This is a genomic window from Streptomyces graminilatus (assembly GCF_001418565.1).
Lineage (GTDB): Bacteria > Actinomycetota > Actinomycetes > Streptomycetales > Streptomycetaceae > Streptomyces > Streptomyces graminilatus.
Genome location: NZ_LIQQ01000453.1, coordinates 1 through 20,514, shown reverse-complemented (window position 1 = coordinate 20,514; position 20,514 = coordinate 1). Strand labels below are relative to the sequence as shown.

The window sequence follows — 20,514 nt, the reverse complement described above, 5'->3', positions numbered from 1 at the left end:
CTCGGCGCTCGTGCTGGGACCGCGCTCCGACGACGGTGGAGCGAAGTGCCGAACGGCGCTGGTGGGAGGGGGGTCGGGGGCGTGTTCGGCTCATGCGCGTTCCAGTTCCGGGTGGTGGCCGCCTGCGGCGAGCACCGGTGCGGGCCGTCGTGCGTCGGCGAGGCTGTCGGACGGGCGGGGAGCCGGCACCCGGGCGCGGTCCACGGGCTCGGGGGCCGAGGTGGCACAGGCGGACCTGCCGACCGGGAACCGCGTCATCTGCTGGGGCCTGACCAGAGGCGGCCAGCGGTGCGGGACGAGTATGTCCAGGGCGTAGGCGCGGGCGACGAGCGCGGACCGGGTGGGGGCCTTCAGCTTCTTCAGCATTGCGCTGACGTGATACTCGACGCCGTGGCTGCTGAGGCCGAGCCGTGAGGCCAGCTGCTGGGTGGACAGCCCGGCGGCCACTCCTTCCAGGATGCGGGCGGGCACCTCGGCGAGCGCCGCGGCCGGTGTGAGCTGGGGGCTGTGGACGGCGTCCGGGACGATGAGCGCGATCACGGCGCAGTCGGTACGGCAGATGTGCACGACGGTGTTGAGCGCGATGCCCGTGACCAGGCAGCCCCTGTCCGTGAGGTTCCCGTCCTCGAGCATCAGCCGGATGCTGAAGTCACCGCACCGCCCGTCGACCAGCTGGGAGAAGTGTTCCTCCAGGCTCGCCGCGGCCGTCGGGTGGAAGAACCGTGACAGGTGTTCCCCCGTCACCTCCGCGAGTGCGAGCCCGAACTGCTCGCAGAGCGCGTCGTTCGCCTCCACGACCCGGAGGTTGCTGTCGAGATGGACGATGCCGAGTGCCGCCGTGACCGCCGGCGAGGGCGCTGGTGTCGACGGGTCCCCGGGTTTCGCCGCGACGAGCGCCGGGCGTGGCTCCAGGGTCGTGGCCTTGGGCAGGGTTGACAAGGCAGTAGTACCTCTTTCGGGGGCCGGAAGGGACCCGGGTGCGCCGCGTTCGGCCGGCGCCGGTGAACTGTCCAGTGCGGGGGCGCCCTTGTCTCTTCCGTCAGATGGGACTGAGAGGTCGTGTGGGGGAACCGGTCGTGGTGCGGGTCTGCGGCGGCAACTGGTCCTTACCACCACCGTGCTTCTTTTCCATCAGGCCCGCCGGCCCGAGTTCCGCGCAGCGGGTCCTGGTGCGGTCTGTCGTTCGCGCAGTCACCCCGGCAAGTTCGGCGATGTCTTTACGGCGGCATGTCTCACCGGCCCACAACACAATGCGGGCCCTCAATGCCACATCAGAAGTTCGTACCCTGCTCATTGAGCTGAAGACCAAGTGACAGAAAGCGGATCCGAGACATCAGGGGGGTGAAGTCCTGTGCCTCCGTCGCTCGCTTTGGGGCCTCGGTACCGGACGAGGGGTGTTCGAGTCGATGTCGGGAGTGAACGCGTGGTCGGACTCGTTGATTATTACACCGCTTTCGACCATGACTCCAGTGTGATTTTTGTAAATTGTGTGCACGGTCGTGGTGCTCTCGCGTGGCCGGATCCGGTCCGGCTGTGCTGTGCCCAAAGGCTCAACGCCCTTATTCCAGCGCAGAGTTCGGGTGAGATGTATGCGCTTTCTGTGATCGGGCGGCGGCTTGCGGGGTCCGGCGTGGGCGTAGATACGGCCACCGTGATCGCGAACGTTTGTGACGACGTATCAAAACCGGGTGGCCGTGGAGGCCGCGACAGGGTTGGACCGTGACCGGGCCCGGGGACGCCAGGTTCTCGACCGACTGCGTCGGCGCGGGATGCCGGTACCCCGGCGCGATCGAAGGTGTCGGACCGTGCTGGAGGGGATTACTTGGCCGGCCCTGCCCGGCCGGCCCGTCTCGTCCCCCTGCCCTGCCCTGCCCTGAACTCGTCCGACTCCTGCGCGCATTCGTCCTCACGCCACCAGTCCGCGACGCGGGACACGTCCTGAATCGGATCGCCCGGGGCCGCCACCACCGCGCCGTCGCACGAGCCCGCCGCCATCGCCGACACACCCTTCAGGACCAGTCATGACCAGAAGCACAGCTGCCGTGTCGACTCCAACCCGAACGCGGGGACTACGGATTCTTCTAGTCGACCTTCGTTCTGTGGCCCTTGTAGGGTCGCGTTGCCTCCGCAGGTCGGCCCCTTTCGGCACTACAGGAGACTTTCCAATGACGAACATCGAATCGACCATCAAACACATCCTGGTCGACGATCTCTTCATCAATGTTCCGCCGTCCGAGATCGGTTTGGACGACAATTTTCGGGATATCCTCGGACTCGACTCGCTCGGTTTTACCGAACTCCGCACCCAGTGTGAATACGTCTTCGGCATCACCATCTCGGACGAGGACTTCGTCCCGGAGCACTTCTCCTCGGTCCGGACCCTGACCCAGTTGGTGTCGCTAAGACAAGCGGCTCTTTCGGGCGAGGCGAGCGCCAAGTGACCGAGATGCCGAACACCGAGATGGCGCGTGAACCGCGGACCATGGGGTTCACGGAACTCAAGAGCTGGCTGCGTCATCGCCATCCGATGGTTTATCTCGACCGTATTCTGGACTACGAGCCCGGGAAATACGTAAAGAGCCTCATGGCTGTTTCCGGGCAGATCGACGCGATCGCCGGCCACTTTCCCGAGCGTGCCGTCTTTCCCGCCAGCCACATGATGCAGGCGATCGCCCAGTCGGCGATCATCCTCGCCCAGGTGTCGACCTCGCCGCTCGCCGACGACGAGATCACCCTGATCGGATCGGTCAAGGCCAGGTTCACCCGCGTCGTCGTCCCCGGTGACCAGGTCGTCTTCCACACCACCTGTGACAAGCTTCGCGGCGGCGTCATGACGTTCACCTGCCGGGCGGAGGTCTCCGGCAAGCCCGTCGCCGCGACCAGGGGCACGCTGGTGCGCACCAAGGTGGAGGACCTGGGCGAGCAGTTGTGGTGAGCCCGGGGTCTCAGGTGTGGGTGACGGGAAGGGCGTGGTCGACCGCTCTGGGCTCCGACGTGGACGCCGTGTGGCAGTCGCTGCTGGCCGGCGCCTCCGGCATCACCGAAGTGCCGTCCCCGTTTCCGCTGCGCGGCATGCTCGCCGCGACCGTGCCCGACCTCGACAGGGACTTGCCCGCGTGGGACCGCCAGCAGCGGATCACCGGCGACACGCTGTCAAAGGCGCTGCGGGACGCGGGGATCGACCCCGGCGACCCGCGTGTCCTGCCCGTCCTCGGCACCAGTTACGGCCCTCACCTGGAAATGCCGGGCGCCCGCTCCCTGTCCCACTGGTCCACCACGGCGGCACGGGGCGCCGGATGCGTGGTGGAACCGGTCACCGTCACCACCGCCTGCTCCGCGGGTTCCGACGCCGTCCTGGCCGGACTCGCCCTCCTTGAGGAAGGCGTCGCGGACGTCTGCGTGTGCGGCGGGGCGGACGTACTCACCCTGGGCAAACGCCTCGGCCACTCACACCTCGGCACGATGTCCCCCGACGGCCTCCGTGCCTTCGACACCGCCCGCAACGGCACCGTCCTCGGCGAGGGAGCCGCGTTCCTCGTGCTGGAGCGGGCCGAACGCGCCCGAGCCCGCGGAGCCCGCCCGTACGGCGTCGTCGCCGGCGCCGGATCGTCGAACGACGCCGCCAATGCCGTGGCCCCCGATCCGTCCGGCGCGAACGTCGTCCTGGCCGTCCAACGCGCGCTGCGCGACGCGGACATCACGCCGCAGGACGTCACCGTCGTCAACGCGCACGGCTCCGGGACACCGGTGAACGACGACGTGGAGACCCGGGCCTACGCGCGGCTCTTCGCCGGCGTACCCCGCCCGCCGGTCGCGTTCGCGACGAAGGGGGCGTTCGGACACACGCTCGGCGCGACCGGCGCCATCGAGGCGGTGGCCCTGCTCCAGGCCCTCACGACAGGGACGGTGCCCCCCGTCCCCTCCCTACGGGACCCGCTGCCGAGACTCGGCATGCCGATCCCGATGGAGCGACCCATGAAGACCGAACCGGGCTGGGGCATCAGCGTGACGCTCGGATTCGGCGGCTTCAACACCTGCCTCGTCCTCCAGGGACCCGAAAGCGCGGCGACATGACTGACGCGGCCACCCTGACCACGTACGGCATGACCGTGCTCGGCGAAGGCGTCGCCGAGGTGACCGACCTGTCCGGTGTGCGGCCGAGACAGCGGGCCTCCCTCTACGCGGACCCGCTCTCCTGGCTCGTGTTCGAGGCCGTGCAGCACGCGGTCGACGCACACCGGGGGGACATCGACTCGGCGCGGGAGGGTGTGGGGCACATCGTCGTCAGCGACGACTGCACCACGTACACCATGCGCGCGATCGCCGCGACGGTCGCGGCGGGACGCATCTCGCCGCTGCGGTTCTCCGGGGCGAACCCGGGTTCGGTGTGCAGCCTCCCCTCGCAGTTCCTGGGCTTCAGCGGGCCCAGCATGACCCTGTCGATGCCGCCGGACAAGGGCCTGCCCCCGGCGGCCGCCATCGCCCGCGCATGGTTGCGCCAGGGCTCGGCGACCCATGTACTCATCACCTCCCACCGAGCCGGCCCCTCGGGCCATCGCGTCACCAGCACGCTGCTGACGGGGACACAGGAAGGCTGAAGTGGACACCGCCTGCACCCTTGAGTCCGGCGTCGTGCGGGACTTTCTCCGTGATCTCGTCCAGGTGGACCGACCCGGAACCGAACCGCCGCTGTTCGACACCGTGGTGGAGGAGATCCACCAACTCGGTGTCGAACCGGGAACGCCCGTCATGGTGGCGATGCCGAACGGGGCTCCGTTCGTCACCGTGGTGTTCGCGCTGCTGGTCGGGGGCGCGGTCCCGGTACTCCTGCCGCCGTCGGCACCGCCGTCCCGTATCGAGCGGATGGCGCGGGCCCTCGGCGCGGACGCCCTGATCGCTCCGAGGGTCCCGCCCGGACCGTACGCCGGCGTACCACCGCGCGACCTCGGCGGGTTCGCCCGGTTCGCCCGCCTGAGCGACGTGGACACCATCCGGTACCGGCCCGGGGAGATCATCCTCCTCACCTCGGGCACCTCCGGTGTGTTCAGCGGCTGTCTGCACCGCGTCGACTCGCTCCTGCGCAACGCCGGCCGCCACGCCCGGTCGATCGGCCAGAGCGACGCCGACAGCGTCCTGATCAGCCTGCCCATGCACTACTCCTACGCCTTCGTCGCCCAGTTGCTCGCCACCCTCGTGACCGGGGGCAGGGCTGTCGTCGCGGGACCGCCGTTCACGCCCGCCCACTACCACCGGACCATCCAGGAACACGGGGTCACCGTGTCCTCCCTGACACCCACGATGGTCGAGTCATGGCTCCGCGCGGGAGAGCGGCTCCCGGCACCGCTGCGCCGTCTGACGGTCGGGGGCGACGCGTTCGCCGCCTCGTCCGTGGCGGACCTCCTGAAGCACAACGCGGGCCTGGAGCTGTACCTCACCTACGGGCTCACCGAAGCCGGTCCCCGCGTCTCCACCCTCGCCGCCCACCTGGAGCCGCCCCGGCGCTACACCTCGGTGGGACTCCCGCTCCCCGGGGTCCAGGTCCGGCTGCGCACGGCCGACGCCGACGACAGGGCCGGCGAGCTGATCGTCGAGACGGACACGGGCATGCTCCGCAGGGTCGGCCGCCGCGACGAGCCCGGGCCGCCTGTCAGCGGTACCACGACCTCGATCAGCACGGGGGACCTCTTCGAGAGGGACGACGACGGCTATCTCTACTTCCGCAGCCGCCGCCCCAGCTATGTGATGAGCCGTGGCGAGAAGGTCTCCCTGAAATCGGTCTGCGCACTCGCGCAGACGATCCCCGGCGTCCTGGGCGCGGAGGCCTGGACCCACGAGAACACCGCCGGCGACGTCGTGTTCACCCTCGACGTCTACTGCGCGGACCCCTCGATCGACGAACAGGAAATCCGACGACGGCTGGCGACGGTCCTGCTGCGCAGCGAGCAGCCGGCCCGCCTGCTGATCCACCCGGCAACGCACCTGGGCTGGCGCAAGTCCGCCGGAAAGTAGCGGAGGTCGACCATGGAACATCTCACCCCACCCCTGCTGGTCTCGGGCAACTCTCCGGACGCGCTCGCCGCGGAGGCCGACCGGCTGCGTGAGGAGGTCGCGTCGGCCTCGGAGGAGACGCTGCGGGACCTCCGCCACCGCGGCCTGACCGCGGACCACGCCCACCGGCGCGGCGCGGTCCTCGCCACGGACCGGGACGGACTGCTGCGCGGCCTCACCGTCCTGGCCCAGGGCCGGACCTCGGGCGACGTCCTCACCGGCACCGCCGACACGGCCCGCGGACCCGTGCTCGTCTTCCCCGGCCAGGGCGCCAGCTGGCCGGGCATGGCGGCGGAACTGCGCGCGTCCTCGCCCGGATTCCAGGAGCGGATCAGGTTCTACGGCCGGGCCCTGAGCGCCCACCTGGACGGCTGGGACCCGGCCGACGCGCTCGCCGAGGGAGCGGAGCTCACCCGGCTCGCCACCGTCCAGCCCGTCCAGTTCGCCCTGTCCTCGGCCCTCGCGGACACCTGGCGCGCCCACGGGCTCCGGGAGACGGCGGTCGTCGGACACTCCGTCGGCGAGATCGCCGCCGGCCACGCCTGTGGCGCTGTGGCCCTCGATGACGCCGCCCGGCTCCTCGCCCAGTACGGCAGCGCGCTCACCCGCATCGAGGGGCAGGGCGCGATGGCATCCATCGCCGCCCCCGTCGACCGCGTCGAACCGCTGCTGCGCAAGTGGGGCGGACGCCTCGACATCGCCGCCGTCAACAGCGCCCGCAACGTGACGGTCAGCGGTGACCGGGACGCCGTGGACGAACTCCTGGCCGAGCTGACCGGCGACGGGCTCTGGGCCTGGAAGGTGCCAGGGATCGAGGTCGCCGGACACTCCCGCCAGACGGAGATCCTGCGCGAGCTGATGCTCGAACAGGCGTCGCCCGGGACCCCGGGCCCGCTCCGCGCCGCCCTCTACTCCACCGCCACGGGCTCGCGGCTCGGTGCCGACGACCTCACCGCCGCCCACTGGTACCGCTCGATGCGCGGCACGGTCCTCTTCGAGCAGGCCGTGCGCGCCCTCGTGGCCGCGGGCCACCGGCTCTTCATCGAGGTCAGCGCCCATCCCACACTCACCACCGTCATCGGCGAGACGCTGCGCTCGGAGGGTGTGACCGGCGTGGTGATCCCCACGCTGGACCGCAGGAGGAGCGACCGCGAGAGCCTCCTGCGTGCCCTCACCCACGCGTACGTCAACGGAGTGCCGGTCAACTGGGAGACGGCGTACGAAGAACTCCTCGCCCCTGCGGCCCCGGCCCGGGTCTCGACCCCGGCCCCGCTCACCCGTTCGGAGGAGCCCGCCGTGCCGCCGCGGACCGCGGAGTTCCCCGATATCGCGGAACTGCGCGACGTCTCCCCGGCCGAACAACGTGCGATCCTGGTCGATCTGATCGCCCGGGAGACCGGCAGCGTGCGGGGCCACGCCGACTCCACAGGCTCCTCGGGCTCCTTCGGCACCCACACCTTCCTGGAGAGCGGGCTCACCTCGCTCACCGTGGTCGAGCTGGCGCGCGCCCTCTCGGCGGCCACCGGCCTCGACCTCCCGGCCACCCTCGTCTACGACCACTCCACCCCCTTGGCCCTCGCCGACCACCTGCGCCACGAACTCGGCCTCACCTCGTCGGGCGACGCCCCGGCGCCCCCCGTGCGCCGTGCCGCGACGGACGAGCCGATCGCGATCGTCGGGATCGGCTGCCGCTTCCCCGGCGGGGTGACCAGCGCGGAGTCCCTGTGGGACCTGGTGCTGGGTGGCCGTGACGGGATCGGCGAGCACCCCGGCGACCGCGGCTGGGACGCGGACCGCCTGTACGACCCGACCCCGGGTGAACTGGGGAAGATCTCCTCGCGGTACGGCGGGTTCCTGTACGACGCCGCCGACTTCGACGCGGGATTCTTCGGCCTCTCGCCGCGCGAGGCGACCGCGATGGAGCCGCAGCAGCGGCTGCTCCTGGAGGTGTCCTGGGAGGCGGTCGAACACGCCGGCATCGCTCCCGAGAACCTGCGCGGCACCCGCACCGGAGTGTTCGCCGGAGTGATCTCCCAGGAATACGGCCCCCGTCTCCACCAGGCCGGCGAGGAGGTGGCGGGCCACGCGTTCCTGGGCACCGCGCTGTGTGTGGCCTCGGGCCGGATCTCCTACCTCATGGGGCTGGAGGGACCGGCGATCACCCTGGACACCGCCTGCTCCTCCTCCCTGGTGGCCATCCATCAGGCCTCCCAGGCGCTCCGCGCGGGCGACTGCGACCTGGCGCTCGCGGGCGGGGCGACCGTGATGTCCGGTCCCGGTGTGCTCGTCGAGTTCTCCCGACAGCGCGTCCTCGCCCCGGACGGCCGGTGCAAGGCGTTCTCGGCGTCCGCCGACGGCATCGGCCTCGCCGAGGGCGTCGGCATGGTGCTGCTTGAACGGCTGTCCGACGCTCGCGCGAACGGCCACCCGGTGCTCGCGGTGATCCGGGGCAGCGCGGTCAACCAGGACGGCGCCTCCAACGGACTGTCCGCGCCCAGCGGTTCCGCACAACAACGGGTCGTCCGCCACGCCCTCGTCAACGCCGGGCTGGGCCCCCACGACATCGACGCGATCGAGGCCCACGGCACCGGAACACCGCTCGGCGATCCGATCGAGGCGCACGCGCTGCTGGCCACCTACGGTCAGCGACCCGCCGAACAGCCGGTGTGGCTGGGATCGGTCAAGTCCAACCTCGGTCACACGCAGGCCGCCGCCGGGGTCGCGGGACTGATCAAGATGGTCATGGCCCTCCGGCACGGACTGCTCCCCAGGAGCCTGCACATCGACGCCCCTTCGCCGCACGTGAACTGGTCGTCCGGCGCGATACGGCTGCTCACCGAGGAACAGCCGTGGCCCGACATCGACGGCTGCCCCCGGCGCGCCGCGGTGTCCTCCTTCGGCGTCTCCGGCACCAACGGCCACCTGATCCTGGAACAGTCGCCCCGGCTCCCGGCCCTCGCGCCCGCCGTCGGCGGCGGAACGCCGCCGGAGGTGCTGTGGCCCGTCTCGGCGAAGAGCCGGACCGCGCTGCGGACCCAGTCCGCCCGGCTGCGCCAGTACGCCGCCGACCGCTCCGACCTCGACCTCGTGGACGTGGCCCACACGCTGGGCACCGCACGCAGCGCGTTCGCGCACCGCGCCGTGGTGCGCGGCCGTACCCGTGACGAACTCCTCGACGGCCTGCGGGCGTTGCAACGGCAGGAGGACCACCCCCACCTCGTCCAGGCGGCCGTGCCCGTGACGGGGCCCGGGAAACTGGTGTTCGTCTTCCCCGGGCAGGGCTCGCAGTGGCCCGGCATGGGCATGGAGCTGTACGACGCCCACCCGGCCTACCGGCAGGCGCTCGACGCGGCCGACGAGGCACTGCGGCCCCACACCGGCTGGTCGGTTGTGGAGGTCCTGCGCGGCACCCCGGGCGCGCCCGCGCTGGAGCGGGTCGACATCGTCCACCCCGCGCTCTTCGCGGTGATGACCTCGCTCGCCCGCCTGTGGCAGTCCCACGGCCTCGTCCCCGACGCCGTGGTGGGGCACTCCCAGGGCGAGATAGCCGCCGCCCACATCGCCGGCGCCCTCACCCTGCCCGACGCGGCGAAACTGGTCGCCCTGCGCGCCCAGTCGCTGGCCGCCCTGTCCGGCACCGGCTCCATGGCCACCCTCGGCCTGCCCGCCGACCGGGCCCGGGCGCTCGTCGAGAAGTACGACGGTGCCCTCGGCGTCGCCGCCGTCAACAGCCCCGACTCCACGGTCGTCGCCGGCACCACCGCCGCCGTCGAGGAACTCCTGCGGCGGTGCGAGGCGGAGGGCATACGGGCGCGGCGCATCGACGTGGAGGTCGCCGGCCACTCGCCGTACATCGACCCCCTGCACGACGACATCCTGGAACGGCTCGCGGACATCACCCCGCACCCGACCGGCATCGCCTTCCACAGCACGGTGGACGGCCATCTCCAGGACGGCCCGCTCGACGGTACGACCCTGACCGCCGCCTACTGGTGGGACAACCTCCGCAACACCGTCCGCCTCACCGACACCATCCGCTCCCTCGCCTCCGGGGGACACCGGACCTTCCTGGAGTGCAGCCCGCACCCGGTGCTCGTGCCGGCCGTCGAGGAGACCGCCGACACCGCCGGGCTCGTCGTCGGCACCCTGCACCGGGCCCAGTCCCAGACCGGCTCCCTCGCCTCCGCCGCGGCACGCCTGCACACCCACGGTCACGACCTCGACTGGAACGCCCTGTACCCCGGGGCCCGCCGCGTCGACGTACCCACCTACGCCTTCGAACACCGCCGCCACTGGCTCGTCCAGGCTCCCTCGGCCGAGGCGGTGACCGCGGGGCAGCGCACGACGGGGCACCCGCTGCTGGGCGCGATGGTCGATCTGCCCGACGACGAGGGCCTGCTCCTGACCGGCCGCGTCGGCCTGGACACCCACCCCTGGCTCGCCGACCACGCCGCCACCGGAGTCGCGCTGGTCCCCGGCACCGCCTACCTGGACATGGTCCTGCACGCGGCCGACCTGGCCGGCTGCCCGCACATCGCCGAGCTGACCCTGCACGCCCCCATGGTGCTGCCGGACCAGGAGACCCTCGACCTGCATCTGAGGGTCGGCGCGCCCGACGACCACGGGCACCGGCCGGTCACCCTGCACGCCCGTGTCCACACCACCGACACCGACCCGCCCCCCTGGACGCTCCACGCCACCGCGCGCCTGGCCGAGGAACCGGCGACGGCGGACCCCGCACCGGCCGGACCTGCCGTGTGGCCGCCCGACGACGCCCGGCCGGTCGACCTGGCCGGCCTGCGCACCGGCCTCGCCGAGGCGGGCTACGACTACGGCCCGGCCTTCACCGGCCTGCGCTCCGTGTGGCACCGGGGTGAGCACTTCTACGCCGAGGCCGAACTGCCCGAGGGCCTCGCGCCCACCGGCCACGTCATCCATCCCGCGCTGCTCGACACCGCGCTGCACCCCATCGCCCTGCCCGACACCGCCGGGGAGCGCACCGACGGCCGCGACGGGCCCCGGCTGCCCTTCACCTTCAGCGGCATCACCCGCACCGGAACCCCGGTCCGGCAACTGCGCGTCCACCTGCAGATCACCAAGCCGGACACCGTGCGTGTGCTGGCCACCGACGGCACGGGCGCCCCGGTCCTGACCATCGACGCGCTCACCCTGCGCGCGACCACCGGCGACCATCTGCGCCGCCAGACCACCAGCGGCCCCGAACACGACCTGCTGCACCTGACGTGGAGCGCCCTGCCCGGCGCCCGCACCGACGCACCCGACAGCACCGGATGGGCCCTGCTCGACACGGATCCCCGGCTCACCGAGGCCCTGGACACCGTCCCTCGCCATGCCGGTCTCGCCGCACTGACCGAGGCCGTCGACCGGGGAGCGGCTCCGCCCGAGCTGGTCGTCTGGTCCCTGCCGGCACAGGACCGGGCCGATGCCGAGGGCGCCCGGCCCCTGTGCGAACACGTGCTGCACTTCCTTCAGGAATGGCTCGCCGACGACCGGCTGGCCCGTACCGTCCTCGCTGTCGTCACCCGCCACGCCGTCGTCACCGGTCCCCACGACCCGCCCGGACTGGCCGACGGCCCGGCGTGGGGTCTGCTGCACACCGCCCAGAACGAGAACCCCGGCCGGATCGTCCTGGTCGACACCGACCGCCACCCCGACAGCGTGGCCGCGCTGACCGCCGTACTGGCCGCCGGGCACCCCCAGTCGGCGATACGGGCCGGGAAGCAGTACATCCCCCGGCTCGCCCGGACCAGCACGGCCGAGTTGCTCACCCCGCCGGCCGAAACCCCCGCCTGGCGGCTGGAGTCCACCGGCGCGGGCGGTCTCGACCGGCTCGCCCTGCTGCCCGCGCCCGACGCCACCGCCCCGCTGCGGTCCGGCGAGGTCCGCGTCGAGGTGCGTGCCGCCGCGATGAACTTCGTAGACACCGCCGCCGCACTCGGTCTGATCCCACCCCGGAGTCTCGGGGCGGAGGCCGCCGGTGTCGTCACCGAGACCGGGCCGGACGTGCACCGGTTCGCCGTGGGGGACCGCGTGACGGGTCTGATCGAGAAGGCCTTCGGGCCGGTCGCCGTCGCCGACCACCGCCTGCTGACGCACGTCCCGGACGCGTGGTCGTTCGCGCAGGCCGCCGGCGTGCCCGTGGCGTTCGCCACCGCCTACCACGGCCTCGTGGACCTGGCGGACGTCCGGCCCGGCGAGACGGTCCTGATCCACGCCGCCGCCGGCGGCGTCGGCCAGGCCGCCGTCCAGTTGGTCCGTCACCTGGGCGCGACGCCGCTGGTGACCGCCCACCCCGACAAGTGGGAGACCCTGCGCGCACTGGACTGCCCCGACGAGCACATCGCCAGTTCCCGCACCCTCGACTTCGCCGAGCGCTTCCGGGAGGCCACCGGGGGCCGTGGTGTGGATGTCGTCCTGAACTGCCTGGCCGGTCCCTTCGTCGACGCGTCCCTGGACCTCCTGACGCCCGGCGGTCGTTTCGTCGAACTCGGCAAGACCGACATCCGGGACACCGGGCACCTGGCCACGACCCACCCGCACCTCACCTACCAGGCCTTCGACCTGCACCCCAGCGCGGGCCCCGACCGCCTGGCGGACCTGCTCGCCGAACTCCTCGACCTGTTCCGCACCGGGGCACTGACCCCCTTGCCCGTCACCGCCTACGGCATCCACCGAGCAGCCGATGCCTTCAGGCTCATGCGGGACGCCCGACACACGGGGAAGCTGGTCCTGACCTTCCCCCGTGCGCTGGACCCCGACGGCACGGTTCTGATCACCGGGGGCACCGGTACCCTCGGCGCTCTGCTCGCCCGGCACCTCGTCGCCACGCACGGGGTCCGCCACCTGGTGCTGGCGAGCCGGCGCGGACCCGAGGCCGACGGAGCCGACCGGCTGCGCGCCGGCCTCGAAGGCGCGGGCGCGCACGTCACGGTCACCGCCTGCGATGTCGCGGACCCGCACGCGTTGCGGCAACTCCTCGACTCCGTCCCGCCCGAGCACCCGCTGACCGGTGTCTTCCACACGGCGGGCACGCTGGCGGACGCCACCATCGCCAATCTGACCCCCGAGCTGTTCGCCCGGGCCTTCGCGCCGAAGGCCGACGCCGCCCGGCAGTTGCACGAGCTGACCCGCCACCTCGACCTGGCCGCCTTCGTCCTGTACTCCTCGACCGCCGCCACCTTCGGCAACCCCGGCCAGGGCAACTACGTGGCCGCCAACGCCTTCCTCGACGCCCTCGCCCACCACCGGCGCCGCCAGGGCCTGTCCGCCACCTCCATGGCCTGGGGCTGGTGGCAGCCGGTCACCGGACTCAGCGGCACGCTGACCGACTCCGACAACGCGAGGATCGCCGGCACCGGACTCGCCCCGATCACCGCGGAGTACGGGCACGCCCTCCTCGACGCCGCGCTGGAACTGCCGTACCCGGTGCTCACCGCCAGCCCCCTCAACCAGCGGACCCTGCGCGCCAACAGCGAACTGGGCACCCTGAACCCGCTGCTGGAGCGCCTGACCGCCGCCACAGCCGCTCGCCGGACCGCGGGTGCCGCCGACTCGGCCCCCGATCTGCGCCAGGAACTCGACGCCCTCGCCCCCGAGGCGCGGCTGCGTCGGCTGCGCACGCTCATCACCGCCCACGCCGGCGCCGTACTGGGTCTCGACGCGGCCTCGCCGCTGCCGGCGGACGAGCCCTTCAAGGCGTCCGGCTTCGACTCCCTGACGGCCCTGGAACTGCGCAACCGGCTCTCCAAGGCCACCGCGCTCCGGCTGCCGGCCACCCTCACCTACGACCATCCGACCCCCGACGACCTCGCCGCCCACCTCGTCGGCGAGCTGTTCCCCGACGCCGACGGTGTGGACCGGACGGCGGCCGACCCGGATGCGGCGATCCAGCGGACCCTCGCCTCGATCCCCGTCGCCCGCCTGCGGGACCTCGGGCTGCTGGAGACGCTCCTGCAGCTGGCCGACGACGGCACGACCCCCGCCCGGCACACCGGCGCGGAGGACATCAGGTCGGCGAGCGCCGACGAACTCGTCGCACTCGCCCTGTCCCTGGAGGAGTCCGGATGACGCACCGCCCCGGCGGCGCCGCGCACGCCGCCCAGAACGGACCGACGTCCCCCGAGCCGACGGAGCCGGCCGTGTCCAACCCGCCCGCCGCCATCGTCGACGCCCTGCGGCACAGCCTGCTGGCCAACGAGCAGTTGAGGCGGACGAACCAGAAACTGCTCGGCGCCGCACGGGAGCCGATCGCCGTGGTCGCGATGGGGTGCCGGCTGCCCGGTGGAGTCCGGTCCCCGGAGCAGTTGTGGCAGCTGGTCGCCGACGGCGGGGAGGCACTGGGGGAGTTCCCCACCGACCGGGGCTGGGACCTCGACGGCCTGTTCGGCGCCGCCGCCGAGCGGCCCCGGCGGGCCGGCTTCCTTGAGGACGCCGCCGGCTTCGACGCCGGACTCTTCGGGATGTCCGACCGCGAGGCGCTGGCGACGGATCCCCAGCAGCGACTGCTGCTGGAGACCGCCTGGGAGCTGGCGGAGCGCGCCGGTATCGCCCCGACCTCCCTGCGCGGCACCCGGACGGGCACATTCGTCGGCGTCACCCATCAGGCTTACATGCCCCCCATAGACAGGCCCGTCCCCGCCGCCGACGGGTACCGCCTCCAGGGCGGCCTGCCCAGCATCGCCTCCGGCCGGATCGCCTACACGCTCGGCCTGAACGGCCCGGCGGTGACGGTGGACACCGCGTGCTCCTCCTCGCTGTCCGCCGTACACCTGGCCTGCCAGTCGCTGCGCGGCGACGAGTGCTCGCTCGCCATCGCCGGCGGTGCGATGGTCATGGCCACCCCGGAGGTGTTCGTCGAGTTCACCAAACAGGGCGGGCTGGCCATGGACGGGCGGTGCAAGGCGTTCGGCGACGGCGCGGACGGCACCGGCTTCTCCGAGGGCGTGGGCCTGCTCCTGCTGGAGCGGCTCTCCGACGCGCTGCGGGCCGGTCATCCGGTACTGGCGGTCATCCGGGGCAGCGCCCTCAACCAGGACGGCGCCAGCAACGGGCTGACCGCGCCCAGCGGCCCCGCCCAGGAACAGGTCATCCGCCAGGCGCTGGCCAACGCCGGCCTGACCCCGTCCGACGTGGACGCGGTGGAGGCGCACGGCACCGGCACCGCACTGGGCGACCCCATCGAAGCGAACGCCCTGATCAACACCTACGGCAAGGACCGCCCCGCGGACCAGCCGCTGTGGCTGGGTTCGCTGAAGTCCAACATCGGCCACACCCAGACGGCTGCCGGGGTCGCCGGGATCATCAAGACCGTCATGGCGCTGCGCCACGGCGAGCTGCCCCGGACCCTGCACGCCGACAGCCGCTCGTCCAGGGTGGACTGGTCCAGGGGGTCGGTGCGGCTGCTCACCGAACAGCGCCCCTGGCCGGACACCGGGCGGCCCCGCCGCGCGGCGGTGTCGTCGTTCGGTATCTCCGGCACCAACGCCCACCTCGTCCTGGAACAGGCCCCGCCGCCGGCCGCCCCGGCGCAGGATCCGGACCGGCCGCCGGCGCTGACCGTGCCCGGGTTCGTCTGGCCGGTCTCCGCCGCCTCGCCCGGCGCTCTGCGCGCCCAGGCGGACCGGCTCTCCCGACTCCTCAGGGACGCGCCGGAGACCGACCTCGCCGCTGTCGGCCACTCCCTGGCGACCACCAGGGCTCACCTCGCCCAACGGGCCGTCCTCACCGGCGCGGACCGCGACGGACTGCTCGCCGGCCTCGACGCCCTGGCGGGCGACTTCGCCGGGGCGGGCCTCGTCCAGGGGGTGCGCGGCCCGGCGGGCAGGACCGCGTTCCTGTTCTCCGGCCAGGGTTCCCAGTGGCCCGGCATGGGCCGCGCCCTGCACACGCGCTCCCCGGTGTTCGCCCAGGCCCTGGACGAGGCGTGCGCCCGCCTCGACCCGCATCTGCCACGCCCGCTGAAGGACGTGATGTTCGCCGGGCCGGACACGGACGAGGCCGGGCTGCTGGACCGTACGGACTTCACCCAGGCCGCCCTTTTCGCCCTGGAAGTCGCGCTGTACCGGACCGTCGAACACCTCGGGCCCCGCCCCGACTTCGTGGCCGGACACTCCGTCGGCGAGATCGCCGCCGCCCATGTCGCCGGGGTGCTGTCCCTCGCGGACGCGGCCACGCTGGTGGCCGCGCGCGGCCGGCTCATGGGGTCGCTGCCCGCCACGGGGGCGATGATCGCCGTGGCCGCCTCCGAGGAGGAGGTCCTGGCCACGCTTCGCGGCCACGAGGACCGGGTGTCCGTCGCCGCGGTCAACGCGCCGGCCTCCACGGTGATCTCGGGCGACCACGACACCGTCGTACGCATCGCCGAGGAGTGGCGGGAGCGCGGACGCCGCATCCACCGGCTGCGCGTCAGCCACGCGTTCCACTCCCCGCACATCGACCCCGTCCTCGACGAACTCACCCGCGTGGCGGCCGGACTCGACCTCCGTCCGCCCGCCCTGCCCGTCGTCTCCACCCTCACCGGTGCCGCCCTGTCCGCCGAGGAGGCATGCTCGCCGGAGTACTGGGCCCGGCAGGCACGCGGTGCGGTGCGCTTCGCCGACGCCGTGGCCCGGCTGCGGGACCAGGGCATCACCACGTTCCTGGAGATCGGCCCGGACGCCGTACTGACCGCGCTCGGCCAGGCGGGCCCCAGCACCGCCGACGGGGCCGGCACGTCCTCGGCCGCGTGGATCCCCGCCCTGCGCAGGGGACGTGACGAGCCGCGCGTCCTGACCGCCGCGCTGGCCCGTCTGCACGTCGGGGGAGCGCCGGTCGACTGGACGCGGCTGCTCGCCCGCGCGGACCGCGTGGAACTGCCCACCTACGCGTTCCAGCACCGCCCCTACTGGCTGCACACCCCACCGCCACGGCAACTGGGCACGGGCGGGGGACTGAGCCCGGTGACGCACCCGTTCCTGGATGCCAAGGCCGTACTCGCCGACGGAGAAGGCTGGTTGTTCACCGGCGGCCTGTCCGTGCGGACCCACCCGTGGCTGCGCGACCACGCGGTGGGCGGCACCGCGGTCGCGGCCGGAGCGGGCACCGCCGAACTGATCCTGCACGCCGGGTCCCAGCTCGGCTGCGGCCGTCTCGACGAACTCACCCTGTACACCCCGCTGGTCCTGCCGGAGAACACCTCCGTCGACCTCCAACTACGTGTCAAGGCGGCCACGGCCGACGGTCGGCGCCCCGCCGACCTCCACTTCCGGATCCCCTCCGACGACACCGACGCGCCCGACACGGAGACCGGCTGGACCCACTACGCCGGCGGCACGCTCGCTCCGCACGAGGACACCGTGCCCGCATGGCCCGACCTGACGGCATGGCCGCCCCCCGGCGCACGGCCCGTCGACCTCGACCCGCTCTACGAGCGCCTCGCCGAGCAGGGCGTCGACTTCGGCCCCACCTTCCGGCTCCTCACCGGCGCGTGGCGGCGCGGCGACGACACCTACATCGAGGCCCACCTGCCCGAGGACGCCGCCGACCCGGGATTCGCCGTGCACCCCGCACTGCTGGACGCGGGGCTGCAGGCCTGCCTCGTGGAGGCGGCGGCGGACACCACGGGCGGGCAACCGGCCCGCATGCCCTTCGCCATCGCCGGCATGCGGATCTTCACACCGGGCGCCACCGTCGTGCGCGCCCACCTGTCGACCACGACACGCGCCACCTCCCCGGCCGGGCACAGCGAACACACGCTCCGGCTGGCCGACGACACGGGCCGGCCCGTCGCCGTGATCGACTCGCTGACGCTACGGCCCTTCACGGCTCAGACCGTCGGGCGGACCCACTCCCGTCGACAGGCGCCCTTCCTCCTGGAGTGGCGCGAGTTGTCCCCGGCCGCCGACCCGCCGTCCCGCGATGTCTGCTGGATCCTCCCCGAGGACGGCCAGGCCCGGCTGCCGCACGACCTGCGGGCGGACCGCCGCCACACCGGCATCGGTCCCGCCGTCGACGCCCTGGCCACCCGGCCGCACGGTGACGTGGCGGTCCTGGTGTGCGCCGGGCACCCCGTCGCGGCCGTCGAGGCCGTCGAGGACTCGGCACACCGTTCCGCCCGGGGGCTCCTCGCCGCCGTACAGGAATGGCTGGCCGACGAACGGACCCGGGACCGGCCCCTGGTGGTGCTCACCCACGGCGCGGTGGCGACCGAGGCGGGGGAGGACGTCCGCGGCCTCGCCCAGGCGCCCGCGTGGGGGCTGCTGCGGACCGCCCAGTCCGAACATCCCGGCCGGTTCGTCCTGCTCGACGTCGACGACCACGAGGCCTCCTGGCAGTACCTGCCCACGGCGCTCGCCACCGCGCTCGCCGACGGTGAACCGCAACTGGCCCTGCGGCACGGCCGGTTGCGCGTGCCCCGGCTGACGAGGACCGCCACCGACACCCCCCTGACCGTGCCGGACGGACCAGCGGCCTGGCGGCTGACCCTGCGCGAACCGTCCACCGGCAGCCCGGACGACCTCGTCCTCGCCGCCTGCCCCGAGGCCGAGGCCCCCCTCGCGGAAGGACAGGTCCGCGTCGCCGTCCGCGCCGCCGGCGTCAGCTTCCGCGACGTGCTCCTCACGCTCGGCATGTATCCCGAACCCGGGCGGCTCGGCAGCGAGTTGGCAGCAGTGGTGGCCGAGTGCGGCCCCGGCGTGGAGGGGCTGCGGCCCGGAGACCGGGTGCTGGGGCTCGCCTGGCAGGGAGCGATGGGCCCGCTGGCGGTCACCGACCACCGCAACCTCGTCCGCGTTCCGCACGGTTGGACGTTCGCGCAGGCCGCGACCGTGCCCACCGCGTTCCTCACCGCCTGGCAGAGCCTCGTCGACGTCGCCGGTGTCCGCCCGGGCGACACGGTCCTGGTGCACGCGGCGGCCGGCGGGGTCGGCATGGCCGCCCTCCAGATCGCCCGCCACCTCGGCGCGGACGTCTACGCCACCGCCCACCCCACGAAACACGCCACCCTGCGCGCCCTCGGCCTCGACGACTCCCACATCGCCTCCTCCCGGGACCCCGGCTTCGAGCAGCGGCTGCGCACCATGACGGCGGGCCGTGGGATCGACGTCGTCCTGCACAGCCTCAGCGGCGAGCTGACCGACGCCTCGCTGCGCCTGCTCGCCCCCGGCGGACGTCTCGTCGACATCGGCAGGACCGACCCGCGCGACCCCCGGCAGACCGCCCTGGACCACCCCGGAAGGCGATACCTGCCGTACGGACTCGACACGCGTCCCGACCGCGTCGCGCGCACCTTCGCCCGCCTCGGCGAACTCTTCGACGACGGAACCCTCCAGCCCCTGCCCGTCACCGCCCTGGACGTCCGCCACGCTCCCCGGGCGATCCGGCTCATGCGGGACGCGGCCCACACCGGGAAGATCGTCCTCACCGTCCCGCGCCCCCTCGACCCCGACGGCACCGTCCTCGTCACCGGAGGCACCGGAACCCTCGGCTCCCTCGCCGCCCGCCACCTCGTCACCCGGCACCACGTCCGGCACCTGCTGCTTGTCGGCAGGCGCGGACCGGACGCCCCCGGCGCCGAGAGCCTGCGCGCCGAACTGACCGGACTCGGCGCGCACGTCACCCTCGCCGCCTGCGACACCGCCGACCCCGATGCCCTGGCAGCGCTCCTGGACACCATCCCGGCCGACCACCCCCTCACGGCCGTCGTCCACGCCGCCGGAACGGTGGACCCCTCGACCGTCCGGGAACTGACCCCCGACCAGATGGACAGCGTCCTGCGGCCCAAGGCCGACGCGGCCTGGCATCTGCACCGGCTCACCGAGCACCTCGACCTCGCCGAGTTCGTCCTGTACTCCTCGGCGGCGGGCGTACTCGGGCTCGCCGGGCAGGGCAACTACGCCGCCGCCCACACCTTCGTCGACGCCCTCGCCCACCACCGGCGCCACCATGGGCTGCCGGCGACCTCCTTGGTCTGGGGCATGTGGGAGGAGAGATCGGCGATGGGGAAGGAGCTCGGCGCCGAAGGGATCCGGCAACTCCTGGGCTCCGGAATCGTGCCGATGTCCGCCGCGGAAGGACTGGCGCGGCTCGACGCAGCCCTCGGCACCGGGCCCGACAGCCACCATCCGCTCCTCATACCGGCACGCCTGGACCTGAACTCGCTGCGTGCGCAGCACCCCACACCGCTGCTGGCGGGCCTCGCACCGGCCCCGGCACGGCCGTCGGCCACCGCCGGGGTGGCCGAACGGTTCGCGGCACTGCCGGAGTCGGAACGACGGCGGTTCCTGCTCGACCTGGTCACCCGCCACACCGGCGCCGTCCTGAGCCACCCGGACCCCACGGCCATCCCGTCCGACACGGCCTTCAGGGACCTGGGCTTCGACTCCGTGACCGCCGTGGAAGCACGCAACCGGCTCACCGCGTCGACCGGGCTCCCCCTGCCGGCGACCGTCGTCTTCGACCACCCGACCC

General features: G+C 73.1%; 7 protein-coding genes and 1 pseudogene. 7 read left to right on the top strand and 1 reads right to left on the bottom strand.

From position 1 onward, the window contains the following. Positions 1-90: 90 nt before the first annotated feature. Entirely contained in the window at positions 91-939 is an 849-nt protein-coding gene (locus AOK08_RS32410; RefSeq protein WP_055532742.1) for a LuxR C-terminal-related transcriptional regulator, read from the bottom strand. 1,226 nt (positions 940-2,165) lie between these two features. Here AOK08_RS32410 and AOK08_RS32400 point away from each other — a divergent pair. From AOK08_RS32400 to AOK08_RS32370, 7 genes and pseudogenes are all read left to right on the top strand, one after another. Further along, entirely contained in the window at positions 2,166-2,441 is a 276-nt protein-coding gene (locus AOK08_RS32400; protein WP_055532738.1) for an acyl carrier protein, read from the top strand. Positions 2,442-2,446: 5 nt separating this feature from the next. Then, a complete protein-coding gene (locus tag AOK08_RS32395; RefSeq protein ID WP_055532758.1) occupies positions 2,447-2,935 on the top strand; it encodes a 3-hydroxyacyl-ACP dehydratase FabZ family protein in 489 nt (162 codons plus the stop codon). A 20-nt stretch (positions 2,936-2,955) separates the two neighbouring features. Continuing rightward, positions 2,956-4,074 (top strand): beta-ketoacyl synthase N-terminal-like domain-containing protein, encoded by a 1,119-nt coding sequence (locus AOK08_RS32390; protein WP_241827180.1) that lies wholly within the window; start codon positions 2,956-2,958, stop codon positions 4,072-4,074. Continuing rightward, positions 4,071-4,598 carry a hypothetical protein gene (locus tag AOK08_RS32385; RefSeq protein ID WP_055532734.1) on the top strand — a complete coding sequence of 176 codons (528 nt, stop codon included), beginning with the start codon at positions 4,071-4,073 and terminating at the stop codon, positions 4,596-4,598. The genes AOK08_RS32390 and AOK08_RS32385 overlap by 4 nt, the downstream gene beginning before the upstream one ends. 1 nt (position 4,599) lies before the next feature. Next, entirely contained in the window at positions 4,600-6,009 is a 1,410-nt protein-coding gene (locus AOK08_RS32380) for a class I adenylate-forming enzyme family protein (protein WP_055532732.1), read from the top strand. Between the two features lie 12 nt (positions 6,010-6,021). Further along, complete coding sequence (locus AOK08_RS32375; protein ID WP_055532730.1) at positions 6,022-14,136, top strand: type I polyketide synthase; 8,115 nt, start codon at positions 6,022-6,024, stop codon at positions 14,134-14,136. Positions 14,137-14,309: 173 nt separating this feature from the next. Then, positions 14,310-20,514 (top strand): annotated as a pseudogene (locus tag AOK08_RS32370) (type I polyketide synthase); the annotation flags it as partial.

Coding starts and splice junctions, on each gene's coding strand:
- AOK08_RS32375 (WP_055532730.1), top strand. CDS start 6,022: ATGGAACATCTCACCCCACCCCTGCTGGTCTCGGGCAACTCTCCGGAC.
- AOK08_RS32400 (WP_055532738.1), top strand. CDS start 2,166: ATGACGAACATCGAATCGACCATCAAACACATCCTGGTCGACGATCTC.
- AOK08_RS32395 (WP_055532758.1), top strand. CDS start 2,447: ATGCCGAACACCGAGATGGCGCGTGAACCGCGGACCATGGGGTTCACG.
- AOK08_RS32385 (WP_055532734.1), top strand. CDS start 4,071: ATGACTGACGCGGCCACCCTGACCACGTACGGCATGACCGTGCTCGGC.